Source organism: Micromonospora sp. NPDC049101, assembly GCF_040648675.1.
Lineage (GTDB): Bacteria > Actinomycetota > Actinomycetes > Mycobacteriales > Micromonosporaceae > Micromonospora.
Genome location: NZ_JBEZED010000011.1, coordinates 191,982 through 212,751, shown reverse-complemented (window position 1 = coordinate 212,751; position 20,770 = coordinate 191,982). Strand labels below are relative to the sequence as shown.

Annotated in this window: 16 protein-coding genes; 12 read left to right on the top strand and 4 right to left on the bottom strand. The window is 73.0% G+C overall.

The annotated features are described in order from the left end of the window. The first annotated feature begins 27 nt into the window (after positions 1 to 27). The 4 genes from dut to AB0B57_RS17710 all read left to right on the top strand — a co-directional run bounded on the left by dut (position 28) and on the right by AB0B57_RS17710 (position 2,456). Positions 28 to 564, top strand: coding sequence for a dUTP diphosphatase (dut, locus tag AB0B57_RS17725; RefSeq protein WP_357070302.1), 537 nt, complete (start codon positions 28 to 30; stop codon positions 562 to 564). Positions 565 to 589: 25 nt separating this feature from the next. Then, entirely contained in the window at positions 590 to 1,252 is a 663-nt protein-coding gene (locus AB0B57_RS17720; protein ID WP_357070300.1) for a DUF3710 domain-containing protein, read from the top strand. 114 nt (positions 1,253 to 1,366) lie between these two features. Further along, the gene (locus tag AB0B57_RS17715) at positions 1,367 to 1,747 is read left to right on the top strand and encodes an OB-fold nucleic acid binding domain-containing protein (RefSeq protein ID WP_357070298.1); all 381 of its coding nucleotides are present in this window, start codon (positions 1,367 to 1,369) and stop codon (positions 1,745 to 1,747) included. 25 nt (positions 1,748 to 1,772) lie between these two features. Beyond that, the gene (locus AB0B57_RS17710) at positions 1,773 to 2,456 is read left to right on the top strand and encodes a DUF3159 domain-containing protein (protein ID WP_357070296.1); all 684 of its coding nucleotides are present in this window, start codon (positions 1,773 to 1,775) and stop codon (positions 2,454 to 2,456) included. 34 nt (positions 2,457 to 2,490) lie between these two features. Here the strand turns inward: AB0B57_RS17710 and AB0B57_RS17705 are convergent, their stop codons facing one another. Then, positions 2,491 to 3,180, bottom strand: coding sequence for a TrkA family potassium uptake protein (locus AB0B57_RS17705; protein ID WP_357070294.1), 690 nt, complete (start codon positions 3,178 to 3,180; stop codon positions 2,491 to 2,493). Between the two features lie 3 nt (positions 3,181 to 3,183). Beyond that, on the bottom strand, positions 3,184 to 3,849 hold the full coding sequence (locus tag AB0B57_RS17700; RefSeq protein ID WP_357070292.1) for a TrkA family potassium uptake protein: 666 nt from the start codon (positions 3,847 to 3,849) through the stop codon (positions 3,184 to 3,186). 164 nt (positions 3,850 to 4,013) lie between these two features. Between AB0B57_RS17700 and AB0B57_RS17695 the strand changes: the two genes are divergently transcribed. The 3 genes from AB0B57_RS17695 to dxs all read left to right on the top strand — a co-directional run bounded on the left by AB0B57_RS17695 (position 4,014) and on the right by dxs (position 9,457). Further along, positions 4,014 to 6,092 carry an APC family permease gene (locus AB0B57_RS17695; RefSeq protein WP_357070290.1) on the top strand — a complete coding sequence of 693 codons (2,079 nt, stop codon included), beginning with the start codon at positions 4,014 to 4,016 and terminating at the stop codon, positions 6,090 to 6,092. A 58-nt stretch (positions 6,093 to 6,150) separates the two neighbouring features. After that, positions 6,151 to 7,374 (top strand): TRAM domain-containing protein, encoded by a 1,224-nt coding sequence (locus AB0B57_RS17690; RefSeq protein WP_357070413.1) that lies wholly within the window; start codon positions 6,151 to 6,153, stop codon positions 7,372 to 7,374. A 136-nt stretch (positions 7,375 to 7,510) separates the two neighbouring features. Beyond that, complete coding sequence (gene dxs / locus AB0B57_RS17685) at positions 7,511 to 9,457, top strand: 1-deoxy-D-xylulose-5-phosphate synthase (RefSeq protein WP_357070288.1); 1,947 nt, start codon at positions 7,511 to 7,513, stop codon at positions 9,455 to 9,457. 235 nt (positions 9,458 to 9,692) lie between these two features. Here the strand turns inward: dxs and AB0B57_RS17680 are convergent, their stop codons facing one another. Next, positions 9,693 to 10,847 carry a hypothetical protein gene (locus AB0B57_RS17680; protein ID WP_357070411.1) on the bottom strand — a complete coding sequence of 385 codons (1,155 nt, stop codon included), beginning with the start codon at positions 10,845 to 10,847 and terminating at the stop codon, positions 9,693 to 9,695. 194 nt (positions 10,848 to 11,041) lie between these two features. Between AB0B57_RS17680 and AB0B57_RS17675 the strand changes: the two genes are divergently transcribed. Both AB0B57_RS17675 and AB0B57_RS17670 read left to right on the top strand, forming a co-directional pair. After that, the gene (locus tag AB0B57_RS17675) at positions 11,042 to 13,117 is read left to right on the top strand and encodes a hypothetical protein (protein WP_357070286.1); all 2,076 of its coding nucleotides are present in this window, start codon (positions 11,042 to 11,044) and stop codon (positions 13,115 to 13,117) included. Then, positions 13,117 to 14,913: a hypothetical protein gene (locus AB0B57_RS17670; protein WP_357070284.1), complete on the top strand. Its 1,797-nt coding sequence runs from the start codon at positions 13,117 to 13,119 to the stop codon at positions 14,911 to 14,913. Before AB0B57_RS17675 ends, AB0B57_RS17670 begins: the two co-directional genes overlap by 1 nt. On the opposite strand, the gene AB0B57_RS17665 is transcribed toward AB0B57_RS17670, so the two are convergent. Then, positions 14,914 to 16,809 carry a hypothetical protein gene (locus AB0B57_RS17665; protein WP_357070409.1) on the bottom strand — a complete coding sequence of 632 codons (1,896 nt, stop codon included), beginning with the start codon at positions 16,807 to 16,809 and terminating at the stop codon, positions 14,914 to 14,916. Positions 16,810 to 16,929: 120 nt separating this feature from the next. On the opposite strand from AB0B57_RS17665, the gene AB0B57_RS17660 reads away from it, so the two are divergent. Genes AB0B57_RS17660 through AB0B57_RS17650 form a run of 3 tightly spaced genes read left to right on the top strand, consistent with a single transcriptional unit; the run spans position 16,930 to position 20,770 of the window. Next, positions 16,930 to 18,204: a PQQ-binding-like beta-propeller repeat protein gene (locus tag AB0B57_RS17660; RefSeq protein WP_357070282.1), complete on the top strand. Its 1,275-nt coding sequence runs from the start codon at positions 16,930 to 16,932 to the stop codon at positions 18,202 to 18,204. Continuing rightward, positions 18,201 to 19,484 (top strand): PQQ-binding-like beta-propeller repeat protein, encoded by a 1,284-nt coding sequence (locus tag AB0B57_RS17655; protein WP_357070280.1) that lies wholly within the window; start codon positions 18,201 to 18,203, stop codon positions 19,482 to 19,484. The genes AB0B57_RS17660 and AB0B57_RS17655 overlap by 4 nt, the downstream gene beginning before the upstream one ends. Then, positions 19,481 to 20,770, top strand: a complete 1,290-nt coding sequence (locus tag AB0B57_RS17650) for a PQQ-binding-like beta-propeller repeat protein (RefSeq protein WP_357070278.1) — start codon at positions 19,481 to 19,483, stop codon at positions 20,768 to 20,770. The genes AB0B57_RS17655 and AB0B57_RS17650 overlap by 4 nt, the downstream gene beginning before the upstream one ends.

Genomic DNA, 20,770 nt, shown 5'->3' with positions numbered 1-20,770 from the left:
CGCGAACCGGAGAAGAAGAGGGGACCCGTGACCGACGTCGTACCCGTGCCCGTGCGGCTGCTCGACTCCGAGCTGCCGCTGCCCACCTACGCCCATCCCGGCGACGCCGGGGCCGACCTGGTGGCGGCCGCGGACGTGGAGCTGCCGCCCGGCGGTCGTGCCCTGGTGCCCACCGGCGTGGCCATCGCGCTGCCGGAGGGGTATGTGGGTCTGGTCCACCCCCGGTCCGGCCTGGCGGCCAGGCTCGGCGTGACGGTGCTCAACGCGCCCGGTACGGTCGACGCCGGCTACCGGGGTGAGATCCTGGTCAACCTGATCAACCATGATCGGGATGTGCCGGCGAAGATCTCCCGCGGCGACCGGATCGCGCAGCTCGTGGTCCAACAGGTCGCGCGGGCGCGGTTCGAGCCGGTGACCGAGCTGCCCGCGTCCCGGCGTGGGACCGGCGGGCACGGGTCCACCGGTGGGCACGCCGGGCTGGTGCCGTCGCCGGCGGGCCAGGACCGGGTGGGGCAGCGGCCAGACGAGCCGGGCCGCGGGCAGACGGAAGAGGTGGCAGGGTGAGTGTGAACAGCGGAGGGCAGGCGCAGTGATCTTCTCCCGAAAGCGGGCCGATGCCGAACGGCACACCCGTGACGAGCGGGCCGTCGAGGTCCCGGACCAGGGTGATGCGGCGCCGGCGTTGGTGCGCGGCCCGTACGACATCTCGGAGCGCCACGACGACGTGCAGCGCCTCGATCTGGGCAGCCTGCACATCCCGGCGATCACCGAGGTCGAGGTGCGGGTGCAGGCCGACCCTCAGGGCGTGGTCCAGCAGGTCGTGTTGGTGCACGGCGACAACGCGCTCCAGCTGGGTGTCTTCGCCGCTCCCCGGTCCGAGGGGATCTGGGACGAGGTGCGCGAGGAGATCCGCCAGTCGCTGCTCCGCGACGGCGCGAGCGCGCAGGAGGTCGACGGCGAGTACGGCCCGGAGCTGCACGCCCAGGTGCGTACCCCGGACGGCGTGACGAACCTGCGGTTCGTCGGCATCGACGGGCCGCGCTGGATGGTCCGTGGTGTGTTCCAGGGGCCGGTGGCGACCGACCCGTCCGTGGCCGGGCCGCTCGTCGAGTGCCTGGACGGCCTGGTGGTCGACCGTGGCCAGGAGGCGAAGCCGGTCCGCGAGCCGTTGCCGCTGCGGCTGCCCCGGGAGATCTCCGACCAGACCGACGCCGAGGCGGGGGACGCCGCCGCCGAGCCGCGCCAGGTCTGACCCGCGCACACCGGCCCGCCGGAACCAGCCCCGTCGGCGTACGCTGGCGGCACGGTTCCGGCGCCGCCGGGGCCGGCCGGGGACGGCGAGCGTGGAGAGGGTGACGCGGAGGTCATGACGACCGACGAGGGCCGGGTGTCGCTGCGGCGCATCCTGCAACGGTTCACCGCCAGCGAGGCCGAGATCGACGCGCAGGAGCTGCGTCGGGAGAGCGCCCAGTGCGGCGGGATCCCCGCCCAGCAGTGCTCGCGGGGTCAGCTGGTCTCGGTCGCTGGTCGGCTGCGCACGGTGGTCTACACGCCGCGCACCAACCTGCCCACCCTGGAGGCCGACCTCTACGACGGCACCGACGTGGTCACCCTGGTCTGGTTGGGTCGACGGCACATCGCCGGGATCGAGCCGGGCCGGCACCTGACCGCCCGGGGCCGGGTGGCGGTCCGCGACGACCGCAAGGTCATCTACAACCCCTATTACGAGCTGGACTCGCCGAAGTGACGGCGCTGCGGACGGAAGGCCGGCGATGACGACGGGACAGCACCGGGCGGCACAGCCGGAGACCGGCCCCCCCGAGGAGGAGCCGCTGCCGACGATCGCCGAGCAGATGGCCGACCAGCTTGGCGGCTGGCGGGGGCTCGTCGAGTCCAGCATCCCGGTCGTCGTCTTCGTGGTCGCCAACATCATCGGCGAGCTGCGACCGGCGGTGATCGCCTCGGTCGCGATCGCGCTGCTGATCGCCGGGTTGCGGCTGGCCCAGCGCCGGCCGATCCGGCACGCCGTCAACGGCCTGTTCGGTGTCGGGATCGGCGCCGCCATCGCCTGGCGCACCGGCGACGAACGCGACTTCTACCTCCCCGGCATCCTCTACGGCATCGGGTACGGCATCGCCCTGCTGATCTCGGCGGCCATCCGGCAGCCGCTGGTCGGCTGGATCTGGTCGGTGCTGGTCGCCAAGGGCCGCTCGGAATGGCGGCACGACCCGAAGCTGGTGCGGACCTTCACCCAGCTGACCGTGCTCTGGGGTGTGGTGTGGTTGGCCAAGGTGGGCGTGCAGGCCGGGCTCTACCTGGCCCACCAGGACACCGCCCTGGGCGTGGCCCGGCTGGCGCTGGGCTACCCGCCGTACGCGCTGCTGCTGCTGATCACCGTCTGGACGGTGCGCCGGGTCACCCGGGAGCCGCAACCGACCCCGCTGCCCGGCGCCTGAACCCGGCGACCCGGGCCGCCCCACTCGCGCCCGCTCAGCGCGAGCCGCGGGTCCGTTCGACGCTGTCCGGCCCGAGGATCACCGCACGGACCTGGTCCTCCACCTCGGCGGTGCAGACGAAGACCAACTCGTCGCCGGCCTCGATCGGGTCGTCCGGGCTGGGCACCAGGACTCGCTTGCCGCGCAGGATCGCCACCAGCGCGGAGTCGCGGGGCAGCGGCACGGCGTGGATCGGCTGCCCGACGTAGGGCGCGGTCGGTGGCAGGGTGATCTCGACCAGGTTCGCCTCGCCCTGCCGGAAGGTCATCAGCCGGACCAGGTCGCCGACGGTGACCGCCTCCTCGACCAGCGCGGCCATCACCCGCGGCTTGCTCACCGCGACGTCCACCCCCCACTGCTCGGTGAACAGCCACTCGTTCTCGGCCCGGTTGACCCGGGCGACCACGCGGGGCACCGCGAACTCGGTCTTGGCCAGCAGCGACAGCACCAGATTGGTCTTGTCGTCACCGGTCGCCGCGACCACCACGTCGCAGCCGGCGACGTTGGCCTCCTCCAGGCTGCTCACCTCGCACGCGTCGGCCAGCACCCACTCGGCGGCCGGCACCCGGTCCGGGCGCAGCATCTTGGGCTGACGCTCGATGAGCATCACCTGGTGGCCGTTGTCGATCAGCTCCTGGGCGATCGAGCGGCCCACGTTGCCCGCGCCCGCGATGGCGACCCGCATGGCTCAGTGCCCCCCTTCCGGCGGTGCCGCCGCCACCGACGTGACAGTCGCCACGATGTCATCACTGACCAGCATGAACACCTGGTCACCCTCCTGCACGACGGTAGAGCCGGTGGCCAGCGTGCCGATGCCGAAGCGGATCAGATAGGCCACCCGCGCGCCGGACGCGTCCTCCAACGCTCGTAACGGTCGACCGATCCAGTCCTTGTGCACCGGCACCTCGACGATCGACACGGTGCTCGTGGGGTCGCGGAAGATCTCCACGTTGCCCTCCGGCACCAGGTGCCGCAGCATCCGGTCGGCCGTCCAGCGCACGGTCGCCACGGTGGGGATGCCGAGGCGCTCGTAGACCTGCGCGCGGCGCTGGTCGTAGATGCGGGCGGCGACCCGGGACACGCCGAACGTCTCGCGGGCCAACCGGGCCGAGATGATGTTGGAGTTGTCGCCGCTGGAGACCGCCGCGAAGGCGTCCGCGCGCTCGATGCCGGCCTGGCGCAGCACGTCACCGTCGAAGCCGGCCCCGGTCACCGTGATCCCGGCGAAGTCGGGGCCGAGCCGGCGGAAGGCGTCGGCGTCCTGGTCGATCACCGCCACCGAGTGCCCCCGGGACTCCAGGCTGTGAGCGAGGGTCGACCCGACCCGGCCACATCCCATGATCACGACGTGCACGCTGTCCCTCCCAAGGTGCGTACCACTCCGGCTGCCGGTGGCCTGACGACTGCGAGCCTGCCACGTCCCGGTGGGAAGCGGGGACCGACCGTACCCCGTCGTGTGGAGCAGCGACGATCGCCCACCCCCGTGCTCCCACGGTGGTGGTCGTACTCTTGGCGTTCGTGGCCAGTCCCACCTCGCTGTTGAAGCGGCTTCTCCTCGGTCGACCGTTCCGGTCCGACCGACTTCAGCACACCCTCCTGCCGAAGCGCATCGCGCTGCCCGTGTTCGCCTCCGACGCCCTGTCCAGCGTCGCGTACGCGCCCGACGAGATCCTGCTGACCCTCTCCATCGCCGGCACGTCGGCGTACTTCTTCTCCCCGTGGATCGCGCTGGCCGTTGTCGTGGTGATGCTCACCGTGGTGGCGAGCTACCGGCAGAACGTGTACGCCTACCCCTCCGGCGGCGGCGACTACGAGGTGGCCACGGTCAACCTGGGTCCCAAGTTCGGGGTCGGGGTGGCCAGCGCGCTGCTCGTCGACTACGTGCTCACGGTGGCGGTGTCGGTCTCGTCCGGGGTGGCCAACCTCGGCTCCGTGGTGCCGTTCGTGGCCACCCACAAGGTCCTGATCGCGGTGATCGCGGTGGTCCTGCTGACCGCTGTCAACCTGCGCGGCCTGCGGGAGTCCGGCACCGCGTTCGCCATCCCCACCTACGGCTTCGTCATCGTGATGGGCGGGATGCTGCTCACCGGGCTGTTCCGGGTCTTCGTGCTGGGCGACGACCTCCGGGCGCCCAGCGCCGACCTGGTCATCCAGGCGGAGCACAGTGTGACCGGTTTCGCGTTGGTCTTCCTGCTGCTGCGGACGTTCAGCTCGGGCGCCGCCGCGCTCACCGGCGTCGAGGCGATCTCCAACGGCGTGCCGGCGTTCAAGGCCCCGAAGAGCCGCAACGCCGCCACCACGCTGCTGCTGCTGGGTGCGATCTCGGTGAGCATGCTGGTCGGGATCATCTGGCTGGCCCGGCTGACGCACCTGCAGTTCGTCGAGGATCCGGCGCTCCAGATCGTCGGCGGCCCCGACGACTACGTGCAGAAGACGGTGACCACCCAGCTCGGCGAGACGGTCTTCGGCTCCGGCTCGATCCTGCTCTACGTGGTCGCCGGGATGACCGCGCTCATCCTCTTCCTGGCCGCGAACACCGCGTTCAACGGCTTCCCGGTGCTCGGCTCGATCCTCGCCCAGGACCGCTACCTGCCCCGCCAGTTCCACACCCGGGGCGACCGGCTGGCCTTCTCCAACGGCATCACCTTCCTGGCCCTGTTCGCGATCGTGCTGATCGTCGGCTTCCAGGCCGAGGTGACCCGGCTCATCCAGCTCTACATCGTCGGGGTCTTCGTCTCGTTCACGGTCTCCCAGGCCGGCATGATCCGGCACTGGAACCGGCGGCTGCGCACCGAGCGGGACGCGGAGGCCCGGCGCCGGATGTACCGCTCCCGGGCCATCAACACGTTCGGCATGGGCCTGACCGGCACGGTGCTGGTGATCGTGTTGATCACCAAGTTCCTGCTCGGCGCCTGGATCGCGATCGCCGCCATGGCGGTGATCTACCTGCTGATGCTTGCCATCCGCCGGCACTACGACCGGGTGGCGGCCGAGCTGACCCCGCCGGACGAGGGCCGGGCCGTGCTGCCCGCCCGCAACCACGCGATCGTGCTGGTCAGCAAGCTGCACCAGCCGACGCTGCGGGCCATCGCCTACGCCCGCGCCACCCGACCGGACACGCTGACCGCCGTGACCGTCAACGTGGACGACCAGGACACCCGGGACCTGCAGGCCGACTGGGAGCGACGGGAGATGGCCATCCCCCTCACGGTGATCGACTCGCCGTACCGGGAGATCACCCGGCCGATCCTGGACTTCGTCGCCAACACCCGCCGCAAGTCACCCCGGGACGTGGTCACCGTCTTCATTCCGGAGTACGTGGTGGGTCGCTGGTGGGAGAACCTGCTGCACAACCAGAGCGCCCTGCGCCTCAAGGGTCGGCTGCTCTTCGAACCGGGGGTGATGGTGGTCAGCGTGCCGTGGCAGCTCGCGTCGACGGCGAGCAAGAACCTGGACCGGCTGGACGCGACGCTGTCCCGGACCCCGGCACGCGGGCCGCGGGGCATCCCGCCGCCGGCCGACGCGCCGGTCGTCTCCACCCCGGCCCCGGAGAGCCGCCCGAGCGACGGTGGCCCGGTCGGGAGTGGCCGTGACTGAGCCCGGCGGGCGCGAGCCCGCGACCCCCGCGCTGTCGTCGTCGCCCTCGTCCTCGTCGTTGCTTGAGCGTGGTCTGGCCGAGGCGGAACAGGTCGAGCTGACCGTCGACGCGGTCGCCCCCGGCGGGCACTGCGTGGCACGGGTGGACGGGCAGGTCGTCTTCGTCCGGCACGCGCTGCCCGGCGAACGGGTCATCGCCGAGGTCACCGAGGTGCACCGAGGGTTCGTCCGGGCCGACGCGGTGACCGTGCTGGACGCCTCCCCGGACCGGGTCGAGCCACCCTGCCCGTACGCGAAGCCGGGCGCCTGTGGCGGCTGCGACCTCCAGCACGTCGCCCCGGCCGCGCAACTGGCCTGGAAGACCGCCGTGATCCGCGAACAGCTCGTCCGCCTGGGCGGGTTGACCGACGTCGAGCTGGACCGGCTCGGCGTCCGGGTCGAGGCGCTGCCCGGCGGGCTGCTGGGCTGGCGCTCCCGGGTCCGCTACGCCGTGGACGCCGCCGACCGCGCCGGCCTGCTCAAGCACCGGTCGCACGAGGTGGTGCCGATCGACCGCTGCCGGATCGCCCACCCCGACATTCAGCAGTTGCCGGTGCTCACCGAGCGCTGGCCGGCCGCCGAGGCGGTGGAGACCGTCGCCAGCACCGGCGGGGACGTGACAGTCACCGAGGTCCGCGACGGGGTGCCCAACCCGGTCAGCGGCCCGGCCGAGGTCCGCGAGGTGGCCGCCGGACGGGACTGGACGCTGCCCGCGTCCGCGTTCTGGCAGGTGCACCCCGCCGCGGCGGACACCCTCTGCACGGCGGTGCTGGAGCTGCTGGACCCCCAGCCGGGCGAGATCGCCTGGGACCTCTACGGCGGTGCCGGGCTGTTCGCCGCGGCCCTCGCCGGCCGGGTCGGCGACGCCCGGATCACCCTCGTCGAGTCGAGCCGGGACGGGGTGGACGCGGCCCGGGCCAACCTGGCCGACCTGCCCCAGGTCGAGGTGGTGGCCGCCCGGGTGGAGACCGCGCTGACCCGCCGACGGATCACCGGCCCGGTCGACGTGGTGGTGCTCGACCCGCCGCGCTCCGGCGCGGGCGCCCAGGTCGTGCGGGACATCGTCGCCGCCGGCCCGCGAGCGGTCGCGTACGTGGCGTGTGACCCGGCGGCCTTCGCCCGGGACGTGCGCACCTTCACCGAGCTGGGCTGGCGGCTGGCGGCGCTGCGGGGCTTCGACCTGTTCCCGATGACGCAGCACGTCGAGCAGGTCGGGCTGCTGCTGCCCCCGGCCGGGCGTTGACCGGAGATCCGCGTACCCCGGGAGCCCACCGCGGCGGCCGCGGGTCCGACTCTGAGCAGGCGCTCAGCGGACCCGTCCGGCCCGGGGCGCTCGGCCCGGGCTGCGGAGTGTCGGGCGGCCGATAGACTCTCCGGTCATGAGCGTTGAAGAGGACACGGCCAACCACGGCCGGCTGCTGGGCACGGTCCGCGGTCCGCAGGACGTCAAGCGGATGTCCGGTGAGGAACTGGACGTCCTCGCCGCGGAGATCCGGGACTTCCTGATCGCCAAGGTCTCCCGCACCGGTGGGCACGTCGGGCCCAACCTCGGTGTGGTCGAGCTGACGCTGGCCATGCATCGCGTCTTCGACTCCCCCCGCGACCGGCTCCTGTTCGACACCGGTCACCAGTCGTACGTGCACAAGATCCTCACCGGGCGTCAGGCCGGCTTCGACAAGCTCCGCCAGCGCGGTGGCCTCTCCGGCTATCCCAGCCAGGCGGAGAGCGAGCACGACCTCATCGAGAACTCGCACGCCTCGACCGCGCTCTCCTACGCCGACGGCCTGGCCAAGGCGTACGCCCTTCGCGGCGAGGCGCGCAGCGTCGTGGCCGTGGTCGGCGACGGCGCGCTGACCGGCGGCATGTGCTGGGAGGCGCTGAACAACATCGCCACCGCCGGCAACCCGCTCGTCATCGTGGTCAACGACAACGGCCGCTCGTACGCCCCGACCATCGGCGGGCTGGCCGACCACCTCTCCTCGCTGCGGCTCAACCCCGGCTACGAGAAGGTCCTCGACACCGTCAAGGACGCCCTCGGCTCGACGCCGCTGGTCGGCCGACCGATGTACGAGGTGCTGCACGCGGTCAAGAAGGGCATCAAGGACGCGGTCGCCCCGCAGGCCATGTTCGAGGACCTCGGCATCAAGTACGTGGGCCCGGTGGACGGGCACGACGTGGCGGCGGTCGAGGCTGCGCTGCGCGCGGCGAAGAACTTCGGCGGCCCGGTCATCGTGCACGCGGTCACCCGCAAGGGCTACGGCTACCGCCCCGCCGAGGAGGACGAGGCGGACTGCCTGCACGGCCCCGGCAGCGCCTTCGACGTCGAGACCGGCGCGCTGCTGGCCGCCCCCTCGGTGAAGTGGACGCACGTCTTCGCCGACGAGCTGCTGGCCGTCGCCGACGAACGCCCGGACGTCGTCGGTATCACCGCCGCGATGGCCGAGCCAACCGGCATCGCCAAGCTGGCCCGCAAATACCCCGAGCGGGTGTACGACGTGGGCATCGCCGAACAGCACGCCGCCACCTCGGCGGCCGGGCTGGCGCTCGGCGGCCTGCACCCCGTCGTCGCGGTCTACGCCACCTTCCTCAACCGCGCCTTCGACCAGGTCCTGCTGGACGTGGCGATGCACAAGCTGCCGGTGACCTTCGTGCTGGACCGGGCCGGCATCACCGGCCCGGACGGCCCCAGCCACTACGGCATCTGGGACATGTCCGTCTTCGGGGTGGTGCCCGGGCTGCGCATCGCCGCTCCCCGGGACGCGGCCACGCTGCGCGAGGAGTTGCGCGAGGCGGTCGCCGTCGACGACGGCCCCACGGTGGTGCGCTTCCCGACCGGCGCGGTCGCCGCGGACCTGCCGGCGCTACGCCGGGTGGGCCCGGTCGACGTGCTGGCCGAGTCGGCCCGCACCGACGTGCTACTCGTCGCCGTCGGCTCCTTCGGCCAGCTGGGCATGGAGGTTGCCGCCCGGGTCGCCGAGCAGGGCTACGGGGTCACCGTCGTCGACCCCCGCTGGGTACGCCCGGTCCCGGCGGAGCTGGTCGACCTCGCCGCCCGCCACCGGCTCGTGGTCAGTGTCGAGGACGGCGTCCGGGTGGGCGGGGTGGGCGACGCGCTCGGCCAGGCGATGCGGGACGCCGACGTCCGGGTGCCGCTCAAGGACCTCGGCGTACCGGCCGACTGGCACCCGCACGGCACCCGCGCGCAGATCCTCGCCGACCTGGGCCTGACCGCGCAGGACGTGGCCCGCAACGTGACCGGCTGGATCTCCGGCCTGGACGCCACCCCGGACCGCCTCACCGCCAGCGACGCGGCCGCGCAAAACTGACCCACCCCGCGACACCAACGGCGGGCGGCCCCTCCAGGACCGCCCGCCGCCCCCTGTCCCCGCCCCCGCGCCCGCCCCCGCGTCCACGCCCCCGGCCTTCGTCGATCATGGACTTGTGGTGGTCGATGAGCGATGATTCACCCCTTTTGTGGGGCACCACAACTGCATGATCGACCCGGGCGGGGGCGGGCGGGGCGGGGCGGTGGGGCGGTGGGGTGGGGTGGGGTGGGGTGGGTTAGCGGGGTTTTACTGAGCGGTAGTGGGTTTTGTCGGAGTTGGCGAGGCTGTAGGTCTGGGAGCGGGACGGGCTGGGGATGACCGCCAGGCCGGGGCGCTCGACCAGCAGCGGAGTGCCCGGGGGGACGGACAGGGAGCTGTCCCGGGTGGGCCGCCAACTGAGCACCACCAGCGGCTGGCCGGGCACGGGCAGTTGGTACGCCTGCAACGGGGTGGCCCGGTCGGCGGGCGAGACGACGGGCGTGCCTCCGTCGGCCGGTCGGTAGATCACCGCGGTCATCGCGCCGGCGTCGGTGTCCCAGCTGAGCTGCTGCAACTCCGCCGCCGCACCGCCGCCGAGGGCGACCTCGCCGAGCGAGCGCACCGTGAGCTTCGCCATCGGCCACGACGTCGGCACCGAGCGCGGTGCGTCCCGGTCGCCGATCCGGCGGGGGATGCTGCCGAACGGGCCCCGGTCACCGGCCAGCACGCAGGTGTCCAGGCCGGTCAGTGCCCGCCGTCCAGTGCCGGACTCGTCGCGGATCAGGGGATAGCGCGGATCGACGGTGCCGGTGCCCAGGTCGAGCAGCCGGTCGGCGGCCCGCCCACGGGGCAACGACTCGGTGGCTCGGAGGGTCGCGGTCACTCCGACGGCCGTGCAGGATGGCACGTCGACCGGCGCGCTGAGGCCATCCGCGACGGGCAGCGTCCGGTCCTGTGGCCCGACCAGGGTCTGCACCCGGGCGGAGACCAGGTAGCGCCGACCACCGGCGGTCTGTATCGGCAGGACGTCGGAGTAGACGAGGTAGCCCGGGTCGGTGTACTCGGTGGCGCGGGTCACCGCGTACCGATCGCCGTCGCGGGTGAGTTGCAGCAGCCAGGAGGCGCTCTCGCCGGGCACGTCGGCGGCCACGATCGCCACCGGGGCGCCGTCGACCCGACCGGAGAAGAGGATGCCGGACGAGGGCAGGTGCGCACGGTCGTCGGCCGGTGACCGCCAGCCACGGACCGCGTCGGTGACCGCTGCCGTCGCCGTGGTGTCCCGGGCGAGGTCGCCGCGCGGCGGCCACACGGCCAGCGTGCCGTCCAGGCTGTCGTACCCGACCCGCAGGTCCGCTGGCTTCCGATCGGCTACCGGACCGCACGCCGTGGTGGCCAGCAGCGCGCTCAGCAGGACGGGAACCGCCCTGCCGTACCGACGGCCTGGAGTCACCTGGCCCGCCCCCGATCGCCTCGCCGTCGCTGTCGGAAAGCGCCATAGTACGAGATGTCCGATGCGGGACCTCCGGTGGCCGTCGCCGGAGCAGCCACAGTGGACATCACCGGGGCTAAGGTGGGTTTTCTTTACTCCGGTAGACTCCGCCGACTGTGACGCCTGCCGAGTCCCGCGCCCTGCCCGCGCCGCACCCGGAGTCGGCAGCCGGCTCCGACGAGATGGTGAGCTATCGCACTCCGGCCGGTCTCTTCGTTGGCCCCGCCGCCCTGACCAGCACCTCCACCGCGTCGACCGAGGCACAGCGCGCCACCGACCCCACGCTCGCCACCCCCACCGAGGCCGCCGCGCCCGCTCCGGCTGAGGCCGCCGCGCCCGCTCCGGCTGAGGCCGCCGCGCCCGCTCCGGCTGAGAGCGCCGCGCCGGTTGCCGTGGAGGCTCCGGCCGGGTCTGCGGAGGACGTGGCGGCCGTACCGGCACGGGTCTGGTGGCGTCGGTGGACCCGGCGGCGGCAGCACCTGGCGGTGGGCGCCCTGTTCCTGCTGGCCGCGGTCTGGGTGACCAGCCGGATCTGGCTGGACCCGTCCGGTCGGGTGGCCTCGCTCTACACCGGTGATCCGGCCCAGGTGCAGTTCTTCCTCGCCCACTCGGTACGCGTGGTGCTGCACGGCGAGTACCCGTTCTACACCGAACAGTTCAACTATCCCGACGGCGTCAACCTGATGGCCAACACGGCGGTGCTGGCGTTGGGCATTCCGATGGTCCCGGTGACGCTGCTGTTCGGGCCGGCGGTCTCCTTCGTGGTGCTGGTGACGCTCGGCCTCGCCGGCACCGCCATGGCCTGGTACCTGATGCTGTCCCGCCACGTGGTGCGGGTCCCGCTCGCGGCGGCGGTCGGCGGCTGGTTCTGCGGGTTCTCGCCCGCGATGCTCTCGCACGCCAGTTGGCACCCGAACATCATCAGCCAGTTCCTGCTGCCGTTCATCGTCTGGCGGGTGCTGGTGCTGACCCGCTCCCGCAAGCCGGTCCGGGACGGCGCGCTGCTCGCCCTGCTGGTGGCCGTGCAGGCGTTCATCAACGAGGAGATTCTGCTCTTCACGGCGCTGGCGTGCGGCGTCTTCCTGCTGGCGGTGCTCGTGCAGGAGCCGGCCCGCTGGCGGGCGGCGTGGCGGCCCCTGGGCGCCGGTGTGGTGACCTGTGCGCTGCTGGCCGGGGCGCTGCTGGCGTACCCGCTGTACGTGCAGTTCGCCGGGCCGATGGCCTACCACGGCCTCAGCGACGCCGTGAAGGACTACGGCAACGACATCGCCGCCTTCTTCGCCCCGGGCTCGCCCACCCTCGGCGGCAATCAGCGAGCCAACATCAACCTGGCGCCGAACTACTCCGAGGAGAACGCCTTCTTCGGCTGGAGCCTGTCGCTGATCGCCATCGGCATCGTGGTCTGGTTGCGTCGGGAGTTGATCGTCCGGGCGCTCGCGGCGACGGGCCTGCTCTTCGCCCTGCTCTCGCTCGGCGAGCGAGTCTCCTGGTGGGACCGGGAGTTGGTCACCGGGCCGTGGCAGTGGCTGGTGCACCTGCCGCTGCTGGACGCGGTGGTGCCGACCCGGTTCGGTCTGATCACCAGTGTGGTGATCGGTCTGCTGCTCGCGCTCGCCGTCGATCGGGCCTGGGCGTCGCGTCCGGTCGACAGGCGTACGGTGCGGCTCACCGCCGCCGGCCTCGCGTTCGCGCTGCTGCCGATCGCCCCGATGCCGCTGCGGATGGTGTCTCGCCCGCCGGTGCCGCACTTCATCACCGCGGACCGTTGGCGGGCGTACGTCGGGCCGGACCAGACGCTGGTGCCGATCCCGGTGCCCAGCATGGGCAACACGCACGGCATGCGCTGGGCGGCGGCCACCAACCTCGACTTCAAGATCCCCGGCGGCTACTTCCTCGCACCGCGAAACGGCAACACCGGTGACGCCGGCCGGTTCGGGGGCCGACCCAGCGGGGTGGGCCAGATGCTGGAGGAGGTGGCGACCACCGGTCGTACGCCGAAGCTCGACGACCGGCAGCGCCGCCGATTCACCGACGAGCTGCGGCACTGGCGGGCGGCGATCCTGGTGCTGCCGTTGCGCCAGCAGAACGCCGAGCCGCTGCGACGGACCGTCGAGGAGCTGGTCGGTCCGGGTCGCCAGGAGTTGGACGTCTGGGTCTGGGACGTCCGGACACTCACCGACCGTTCGGCCTGATGACCACCGGGACGACGTCGGAGACCACGTCGCCTCCGGCGGCGGCCAGCACGTCCCGGTCGGCACGGCTGCGCGACGTGCTGGTGGTGGCCGGCTACCTGGGCCTGGCCGTGGTGCTGACCAGCGCCCAGTGGGGTCATCCGTGGCGGCTGTTCCACCAGGCGGGTGACCAGATCCTCTTCGAGTGGATGTTGGCCCACGCGGCGCACGCCGTGGTCGCGGGGGAGAACCCGCTCTACAGCGCCGGGTTGAACGCGCCCGACGGGGTCAACCTGATGGCGAACACGTCGGTGCTCGGCCTGGGTGTTCCGCTGACCCCGGTCACCCTGCTCTTCGGGTCGCAGGTGGCGTTCTGTGTGGCGGTCGTCTGCTGCCTCGCCGGCACCGCCACCGCCTGGTACGCGCTGCTGCGCCACCGGCTGGTCACCAGCCGCTGCGCGGCCGCGGTCGGTGGGCTGGTCTGCGGCTTCGCCCCGGGCATGGTCGCCCAGGCGGGGGCACACCTGCACATCGCCGCGCAGTTCCTGGTGCCCGCGATCCTCGCCCTGGTGTTCCGGCCCGCCTCCGATACGACGCGCCACGGCGTGTGGCGGCCCGGTGTGAGCCTCGGGTTGCTGCTCGTCTGGCAGGTCTTCGTCGGTGAGGAGGTGCTGGTCTTCCTCGCGCTCGCGGCCGGGGTGTTCGCGCTGGGCTACGCGCTCGCCGACTCCGGGGCCGCCCGGCGGCTCGCACCGGCCCTCGTCGGCCGGCTCGCGGTGGCGGGCGGGGTGGCGGCGGTGCTGTTGGCGTACCCGCTGTGGTTCCAGTTCCACGGCCCGCAGCACTACTCGGGGATGGCGTTCGACACGCACGGCTTCCAACTGGACGCCGCGTCGTTCACCGCGTCGGCCCGGCAGACCGTCCTCGGCGACGACTGGCTGCCGGGGTTGCTGTCGCCGAACCCGACCGAGGAGAACTCGTTCTTCGGCCCGGGGCTGTTGGTGCTCGCCGTGGTGATCGTGATCTGGCAGTGGCGCCGACCACTGGTCCGGGCACTGGGCGGTTGTGGCCTGGTCTTCGCCCTGCTCTCGCTCGGCACCGAGGTGCGGGTGGACGGCACCGCAACCGGGATCCCGGGGCCGTACCGGCTGGTCGCCGCGCTGCCACTGCTGGACCTCGCCGTGCCGGCCCGGTTCGCGCTGGTCTGCGTACCGGTGCTGGGTGTGTTGGTGGCGCTCTCCCTGGACCGGGTCCGCACCGTGCGCGGGCCGGCGGCGGCGCCGGGCCTGCCGGTGCGGTTGCTGTGGGCCGGTGCGGTCGCCGCCGCGTTGCTGCCCCTGGTCCCGACACCGATCCGGGTGGTGCCGGTCGCGCCGGTGCCGGCGTTCGTCGCCGACGGCGGCTGGCGTGCGCTGGTGCCGCCCGGCCGGACCGTGGTCGGGGTGCCCCCGGTCACCGGTGCCGGGCGCAGCGCGGTGATGCTCTGGTCGGCGCGTACCGGTCTGGCGTTCCCGGCGCCGGGTGGTTACTTCATCGGCCCCAGCGGCCCGGACGACCCGGCGGCCCGCTGGGGCGCGCCGGACCGGCCCACGTCGGTGCTGTTACGTCGGGTGGCCGAGTCCGGCACGGTGCCGGTGCTCGGCGACGCCGATCGTGACCAGGCCGTCGAGGATCTGCGGCACTGGCGCGCCGCGCTCGTCGTGCTCGGCCGACTGGACCACGGTGACGCGGTCCGGCGGACCGTCGACGATCTACTCGGCCCGGGTAGACCGGTCGACGGCGGGTGGGTGTGGGACGTTCGGGACCGGGTCGGTTAGTCAGCCCACCAGGGCGCGGACGTCCCAGACCCAGACGTCGTCGACCCGCTGGGGCGGCCCGATCAGGCCGGTGACCAGCTCACGCAGCACCGCCTCGCGGGGGTGCGCCCCGAGCACCACCACCGACGCCCGCCAGAACCGCAGGTCCTCGACGGCCTGGCGGCGGTTCTCGTCGGTGAGCACCGGGACCGCGTTCTTGTCCATGGTGGAGTAGACGAGGGTGCTGGTGGGCCGGTTCGGCGCACCGAAGACACCCTCGCCCAGCTCGTTCGGCCCGATGAAGTAGCCGCCCGGGACGGGGAACTCCTGCCCGGTCAGCGCACTCCAGCGCAGCGTCGGCAGGCCGTGCACGTTGCTCGGGATCGGCACCGGCACCAGGGTCCGGCCCGCCGGCACGTACGGTCGCCAGCCGCCCGCGCTGATGAAGTGCGGCGGCGGGTCGATCTGCTGGGCGGGCAGCGGTCGGGGCAGCAGCGGCAGCACGGCGAGGGTGACCGCCGCGTACCCCAGCGGGCGCAGCCACCGACGGCGTGCCGCGACCGGCGCGGGTGCGCCCGGGTCGTCGGACGTCGCCGGGGTCGGCTCGTCGACGCGCTGGGCCGGCACCCGCGCGGGCTCGGCCACCGCGCGCCCCTGGCGGTGCGCGGCGTCCCAGGTCAACGCCAGCAGTACGCCCACCGCGGCGGCGACCACGAGCGTCAGGCGGGTCGGCATCATCATCTCGACGAGCGGCAGGTCGTCCGGCACGTACGACCACGGGCCACGCACGGTGGTCTCCACACCGTCGAAGCGCACCATCGGCCCGATCGCGGCCACGGTGAACACCACGATCAGCACCGCGACGATCCGCGTGACAAGCGACCGGCGCACGAGCAGGACCAGGGACACCAGCGACAGCAGCACCAACGGCCAGCCGAACCAGGTGTTCTGCTCGGTCAGCCCGATCGTCTGCTCCACCGCCGGATCACCGGCCCAGGTGTCCCGGGCGAAGGTGACGAAGGCCATCAGGTCCTCGCCCCAGTTGTGGAAGACGCCGCCCTGCAACCCCCGGTAGGACTGCGGGCCGTTGAACTGGAACCAGATCGGGTACGCCGCGAGCACCAGGGCCAGCCCGCCGGCGACCCCCAGCCCGGCCGCGAACGTGCCGGCGGCGGCCCAGGCGGCGCGCGGTCGCTGCACGGCGTACGCCAGCACGACGACCAGGCAGGCCAGCGCGGTGAGCAGCAGCATCTCCTCGTTGATGAAGATCTGGTACGTCACCAGCGCGCCGAGCACCAGCCCGTTGCGCCGCCACCGGCCCGGCTCGCCGAGGCGCAGCACCCGCACCACGATCAGTGGCAACAGGAAGTTGGACACGAAGTTGGGTTGACCGTTGGCGTGGTGGATGATTCCCGGCGCGAAACCGAGGAACGCGCCGCCGACGAACGCCGCCGCCCGGGAGCGCACCAGGTGGCGGGAGAGCATCCAGTACCCGGTGCCGGCGGTGGCCGCCAGCGCCGCGCCCAGGTAGAGCGGGTACATCACCTGGGGGCCGAGCAGCATGGTCAGCGGGGCCAGCGGCAGGGTCACCCCGAGCAGCGAGGTGTTGGCCATCATGTTCACCCCGTCCGGGGCGTTCTGCCGGGCCGTGAAGAGCGGGTTCTCCAGGTGCCGCACCGAGTACGCACCGTGCGCGAACAACCACTCGAACCAGCTGTGGTCGGTGGGCAGGTGAGAGGAAACCCGGCCGGTGACGTCACCCCAGTAGTTGAGGCAGACGAAGATGCCCAGCAGCACATAGGCTCCGAGAGCCAACAGGTCGGCGCGGGCCGGGCGACGTCGGGGCCGCCGTGTCGGCTCGACCTCGGCCGGGTCGGCATCGGTTACGGGATTCAGCGAAGGGTCTACCACCGGCACAGCCACGACGCGCCATCGTACAGGCGCGGGTGCGTCGCTTTTGCCGGCCCGGTGCACTCACGGTCGGTTTGCCGGACGTCACTCGACGGCCAGCACGGCGCGATCACGGAGGGACGGTCGTTGTCGATCATCGAGCTGGGTGAGATCGGGGACGAGTCGACCGCCGGTCCGCCGGTCCGCCGGCCACCCGCCGCCGACCGCCCGGTGCGCGGCGCCGCCGTGCTGCTGCTCACCCTGGTGCTGCTGGCCGGCGCGACACCGCAGCCGCGACGGACGATGACCGTGGTGCCGGCGTCGCGGGCGGACACCGCCTTCCTCACCGCGGACGGCGTCATCGTCATCGACCCGCCGACACCCGACGCGGACCGGCACCTGACCGTGTACGCCCGGCCGGCACCGAACGGCGCCGGTGCGCGGTGGCGGGCGCCGGTGCCCCGCGGCGACGACTACCTCGGCGTCCGGGTCGAGCGGGGGCTGGTGCTGGCCACGAGTGTCGATGCCGAAGACGGGGTGATCGAGACCACCGCCTTCGACGCCGAGACGGGCCAGCAGCGGTGGCGGCACGGGGGCGCCCCCGTGCCGATCGCCGACGGCGGGCTGCTGCTCACGGACATCCGTCAGAACGGGGCGGACCGGATGAGCCGGATCGAGCCCGACACCGGCCGGGTGCTCTGGTCGGTGCCCCTGCTGTCGCCGACCGGCCCCGGCTTCCACGTGAGCGACGATCGGATCGACAGGTTCGTCCTGGTGCAACCCAGCGGCGAGGTCCAGGTGTACGACGCCGACAGCGGTCGCCTGCTGCGCAGCGTCGACACGCTGCCCGGCGACCCATCGGTGTTCCAGCGGGTCCAGGTCGTGGACGACCTGCTGCTGCTCCTCACACCCGGGGAGGTCCCGACGGTGGTGGCCTACGGGCTGGCCGGGCTGGAGCACCGCTGGACGGCCCAGGTGTCTCCGGTGTCCTTCGTGGTCGGTTGTGCCGACCTGCTCTGCGTGTCGGGGCAGGACGGGAGCCTCCAGGTCCTCGATCCGGTCACCGGCGCGGTGCGCTGGTCGGACCTGGGCCGGGAGTTGCTTGCCGACGTGCGCGGCGACCGGCTGCTGATGGCCGGCTCCGGCCGGCGGTACGCGGTGCGCGACGCGGCGACCGGGCGGACGCACACCGAGCTGGGCGACTGGGACCTGCTGCCGGTGCTCTGGCGGGACGATCCGCTGGTCGGGCTGCGGCACGGCGACGACGGCCGGCTGGTCGTCGCCGAACTGGACCTGGCGGCCGGCCGGGCGCGGATCCTCGACGTGCTGCCGGACATCGCGGGCGGTTGCCAGGCGTCGCTACCGATCCTGCTCTGCCAGCGTCTGGACGGCTCGACCGCGCTGTGGCGGTTGCGATCGTGACCGGCCCGGTGATCGACCTCGGTGAGCTGCGGCACGGCCCGGATCCGGAGCCGCTGCCTCGTCCGCCCCGCACAACCGGTCGGCCGTTGCGCTGCGCGCTGGTCCTGCTGCTCGTGTTGGCCACGCTCGTCTCCGCCGCCGTGCCGCCGCGCCGCCCCGCCGCGGTGACGTTGCCCGCACAGCTCGCCGCCGAGACGCTGCTCACCGCCGACCTGTTCGTGGTGCTCGACCCGGACCCGGAGCAGCCGACGCGGCGGCGGATGAGCGCCTTCCGGTTGCCCGACGGCCCGTTGCTCTGGCAGACCGTGGTGCCGGTGCAGGGCCGCAACTGGGGGATCGTGGTGGCGGGCGGGACCCTGCTGGTCACGGTCTACGAGGCGCTGCCGCCCGAGGGGAGCATCCTGACCCTGGCGTTCGACCGGAAGACCGGGGCGTACCGCTGGCAGCAGCCGGGCCGCCCCGACCCGCTGGCCGACGGCAACGTGTTGCTGCAGTCCGGCGCCGACGACGAGCCGGTCAGCCTGCGCGCGGTCGATGCCTGTTGCGGCACCGCGCGCTGGCAGCTGCCCGACGCCGCCGATCACGTCAGCCTCCGGCAGAACTCCCGCGGAGTGGACCGGGTGATCCTGCACCGCAGGAACGGGTTCACCGAAGTGCATGACGCGATCACCGGCACGGCGCTGGCTGGGGCCAACCTGCCCACCGGGTCGCTCGAACAGGTACAGGTGGTGAACGACCTCCTGGTGACCACCCGCCCGGTGCCGCCCACGATCACCGCCTACGGGCTGGACCGGCTGGACCAGCGCTGGAGCACCGCCACCACCGATCGGATCGACTTCGTCGATGACTGCGGTCCCGTCCTGTGCTCGCAGCGACACGAGGCCGGGCTGTGGGGAGTGGATCCAGCGACCGGCCAGGTGCGCTGGCGCAGCGACGGCTGGGCGTGGGTCTTCCCGTACGACGGACGGGTAGTGGCCATCCCGACGAGCAACGCGCGCGCCACGGCCCAGCAGTTCGTCGTGCTCGATCCGCTGACCGGCCGGAAGCTGGCCGACCTGGGCCGGTGGGAGCTGGCCCAGTTCGACCTCGACGGCCCGCTTGTCGGCATGCGTCCACACCCGGACGGCGGGATGGTCGTCGCGGAGTTGGACGTCCGCGCCGGAAAGGCGCGCGTGCTGGACGTGCTCGCGGACGTCGCCGGAAACTGCCAGGCGGTCGTCGGCTTCCTGCTCTGCCAGTCGGTGGACGGCTCGTACCGGCTGTTCCGGATGCCGCGGTGACCGGCTCGATGATCGACCTCGGCGAGCTGCGGCACGGCCCGGAGCCGGACGCCGCGTCGTTGCCCCGCCCACCACGCGCCCACGGCCGGCCGCTGCGCTGCGTGCTGGTCCTGCTGCTCGTGCTGGCCACCCTCGCCGCCGCCGCCGCGCCACCGCCGGGGCGGGCCGTGGTGACGGTGCCCGCCCAGGCCGGCGCCGACATGCTCGTCGACGGCGACCTGGTCCTGGTGATCAACCCGGTCACCGTCCAGGCGCCGCAGTGGCGGCTCGCCGCCTTCCGGCTGTCCGACGGCGAGCCGGTCTGGGACGCGCCGCTGCCCGGGCAGGCCCGCTTCTGGGCAATCCTGCCGAAGAGCGGAATGCTGCTGGTCACCGGCTACGAGATCGGCGCGGACCCGCAGGCCAGCCTCACCGTGGCGCTGGACCGGGCCACCGGGGCGTACCAGTGGCAGCAGCCGGACAGCCCCGTCGAGCTGGCCGACGGCAACCTGCTCCTGCGCTCCAACGGCGAGGAGGAACCGGTCCGCCTGCGGTCGGTCGATCCCTGCTGTGGCACGGTGCGCTGGCAGGTGACCGCCCCCACCGTCGGCGTCGACGCGCAGCTCGCCGACGAGAGGGCGGAGCGGCTGGTGTTCACCGACGTGGACGGCCCGGTCGAGGTACGCGACACGCGGACCGGCGCGGTGCTGGTGCGCGCCGACCTGCGCCCACCCGGCGGTGGGCCACTCACCTACGTGCAGGTGGTGGACGACCTGGTGCTGACCGTCGGTGGGGAACCGAAGGCGATCACCGCCTACGGGCTGGACCGGCTGGACCGGCGGTGGAGCACCACGACCGACGAGGTCGACATCGTCCAGGACTGCGGCAGCGTCCTGTGTCTGCGTACCCGCTCCGCCGGGCTGTGGGCGGTCGACCCCGCGACCGGCGAGGTGCGCTGGCGCAGCGACCGCTGGTCGTGGGCCTGGCCGTCCGGCGGCCGGCTGCTGTCCAGCGTGATCAGCAACGATCCGGCGGGGCAGTTCTTCGCCATCGACGCGTTGACCGGCCGGGAGCTGGCCGACCTGGGCCGGTGGGAGCTGTCCGAGGTCGACACCCGTGGCCGGCTGCTCGGCGTCCGCCAGAATCCGGACGGCGGGGTGCTGGTCGGCGAGTTGGACGTCCGCGCCGGCCAGACGCGCATCGTGGACGTGCTGCCGGAGGCCACCGGGGCGTGCCAGGCGATCTCGGGCAACCTGCTGTGCGCCGGCACCGGCGGCTCGTACCGGATCTGGCGGTTGCGCGACTGA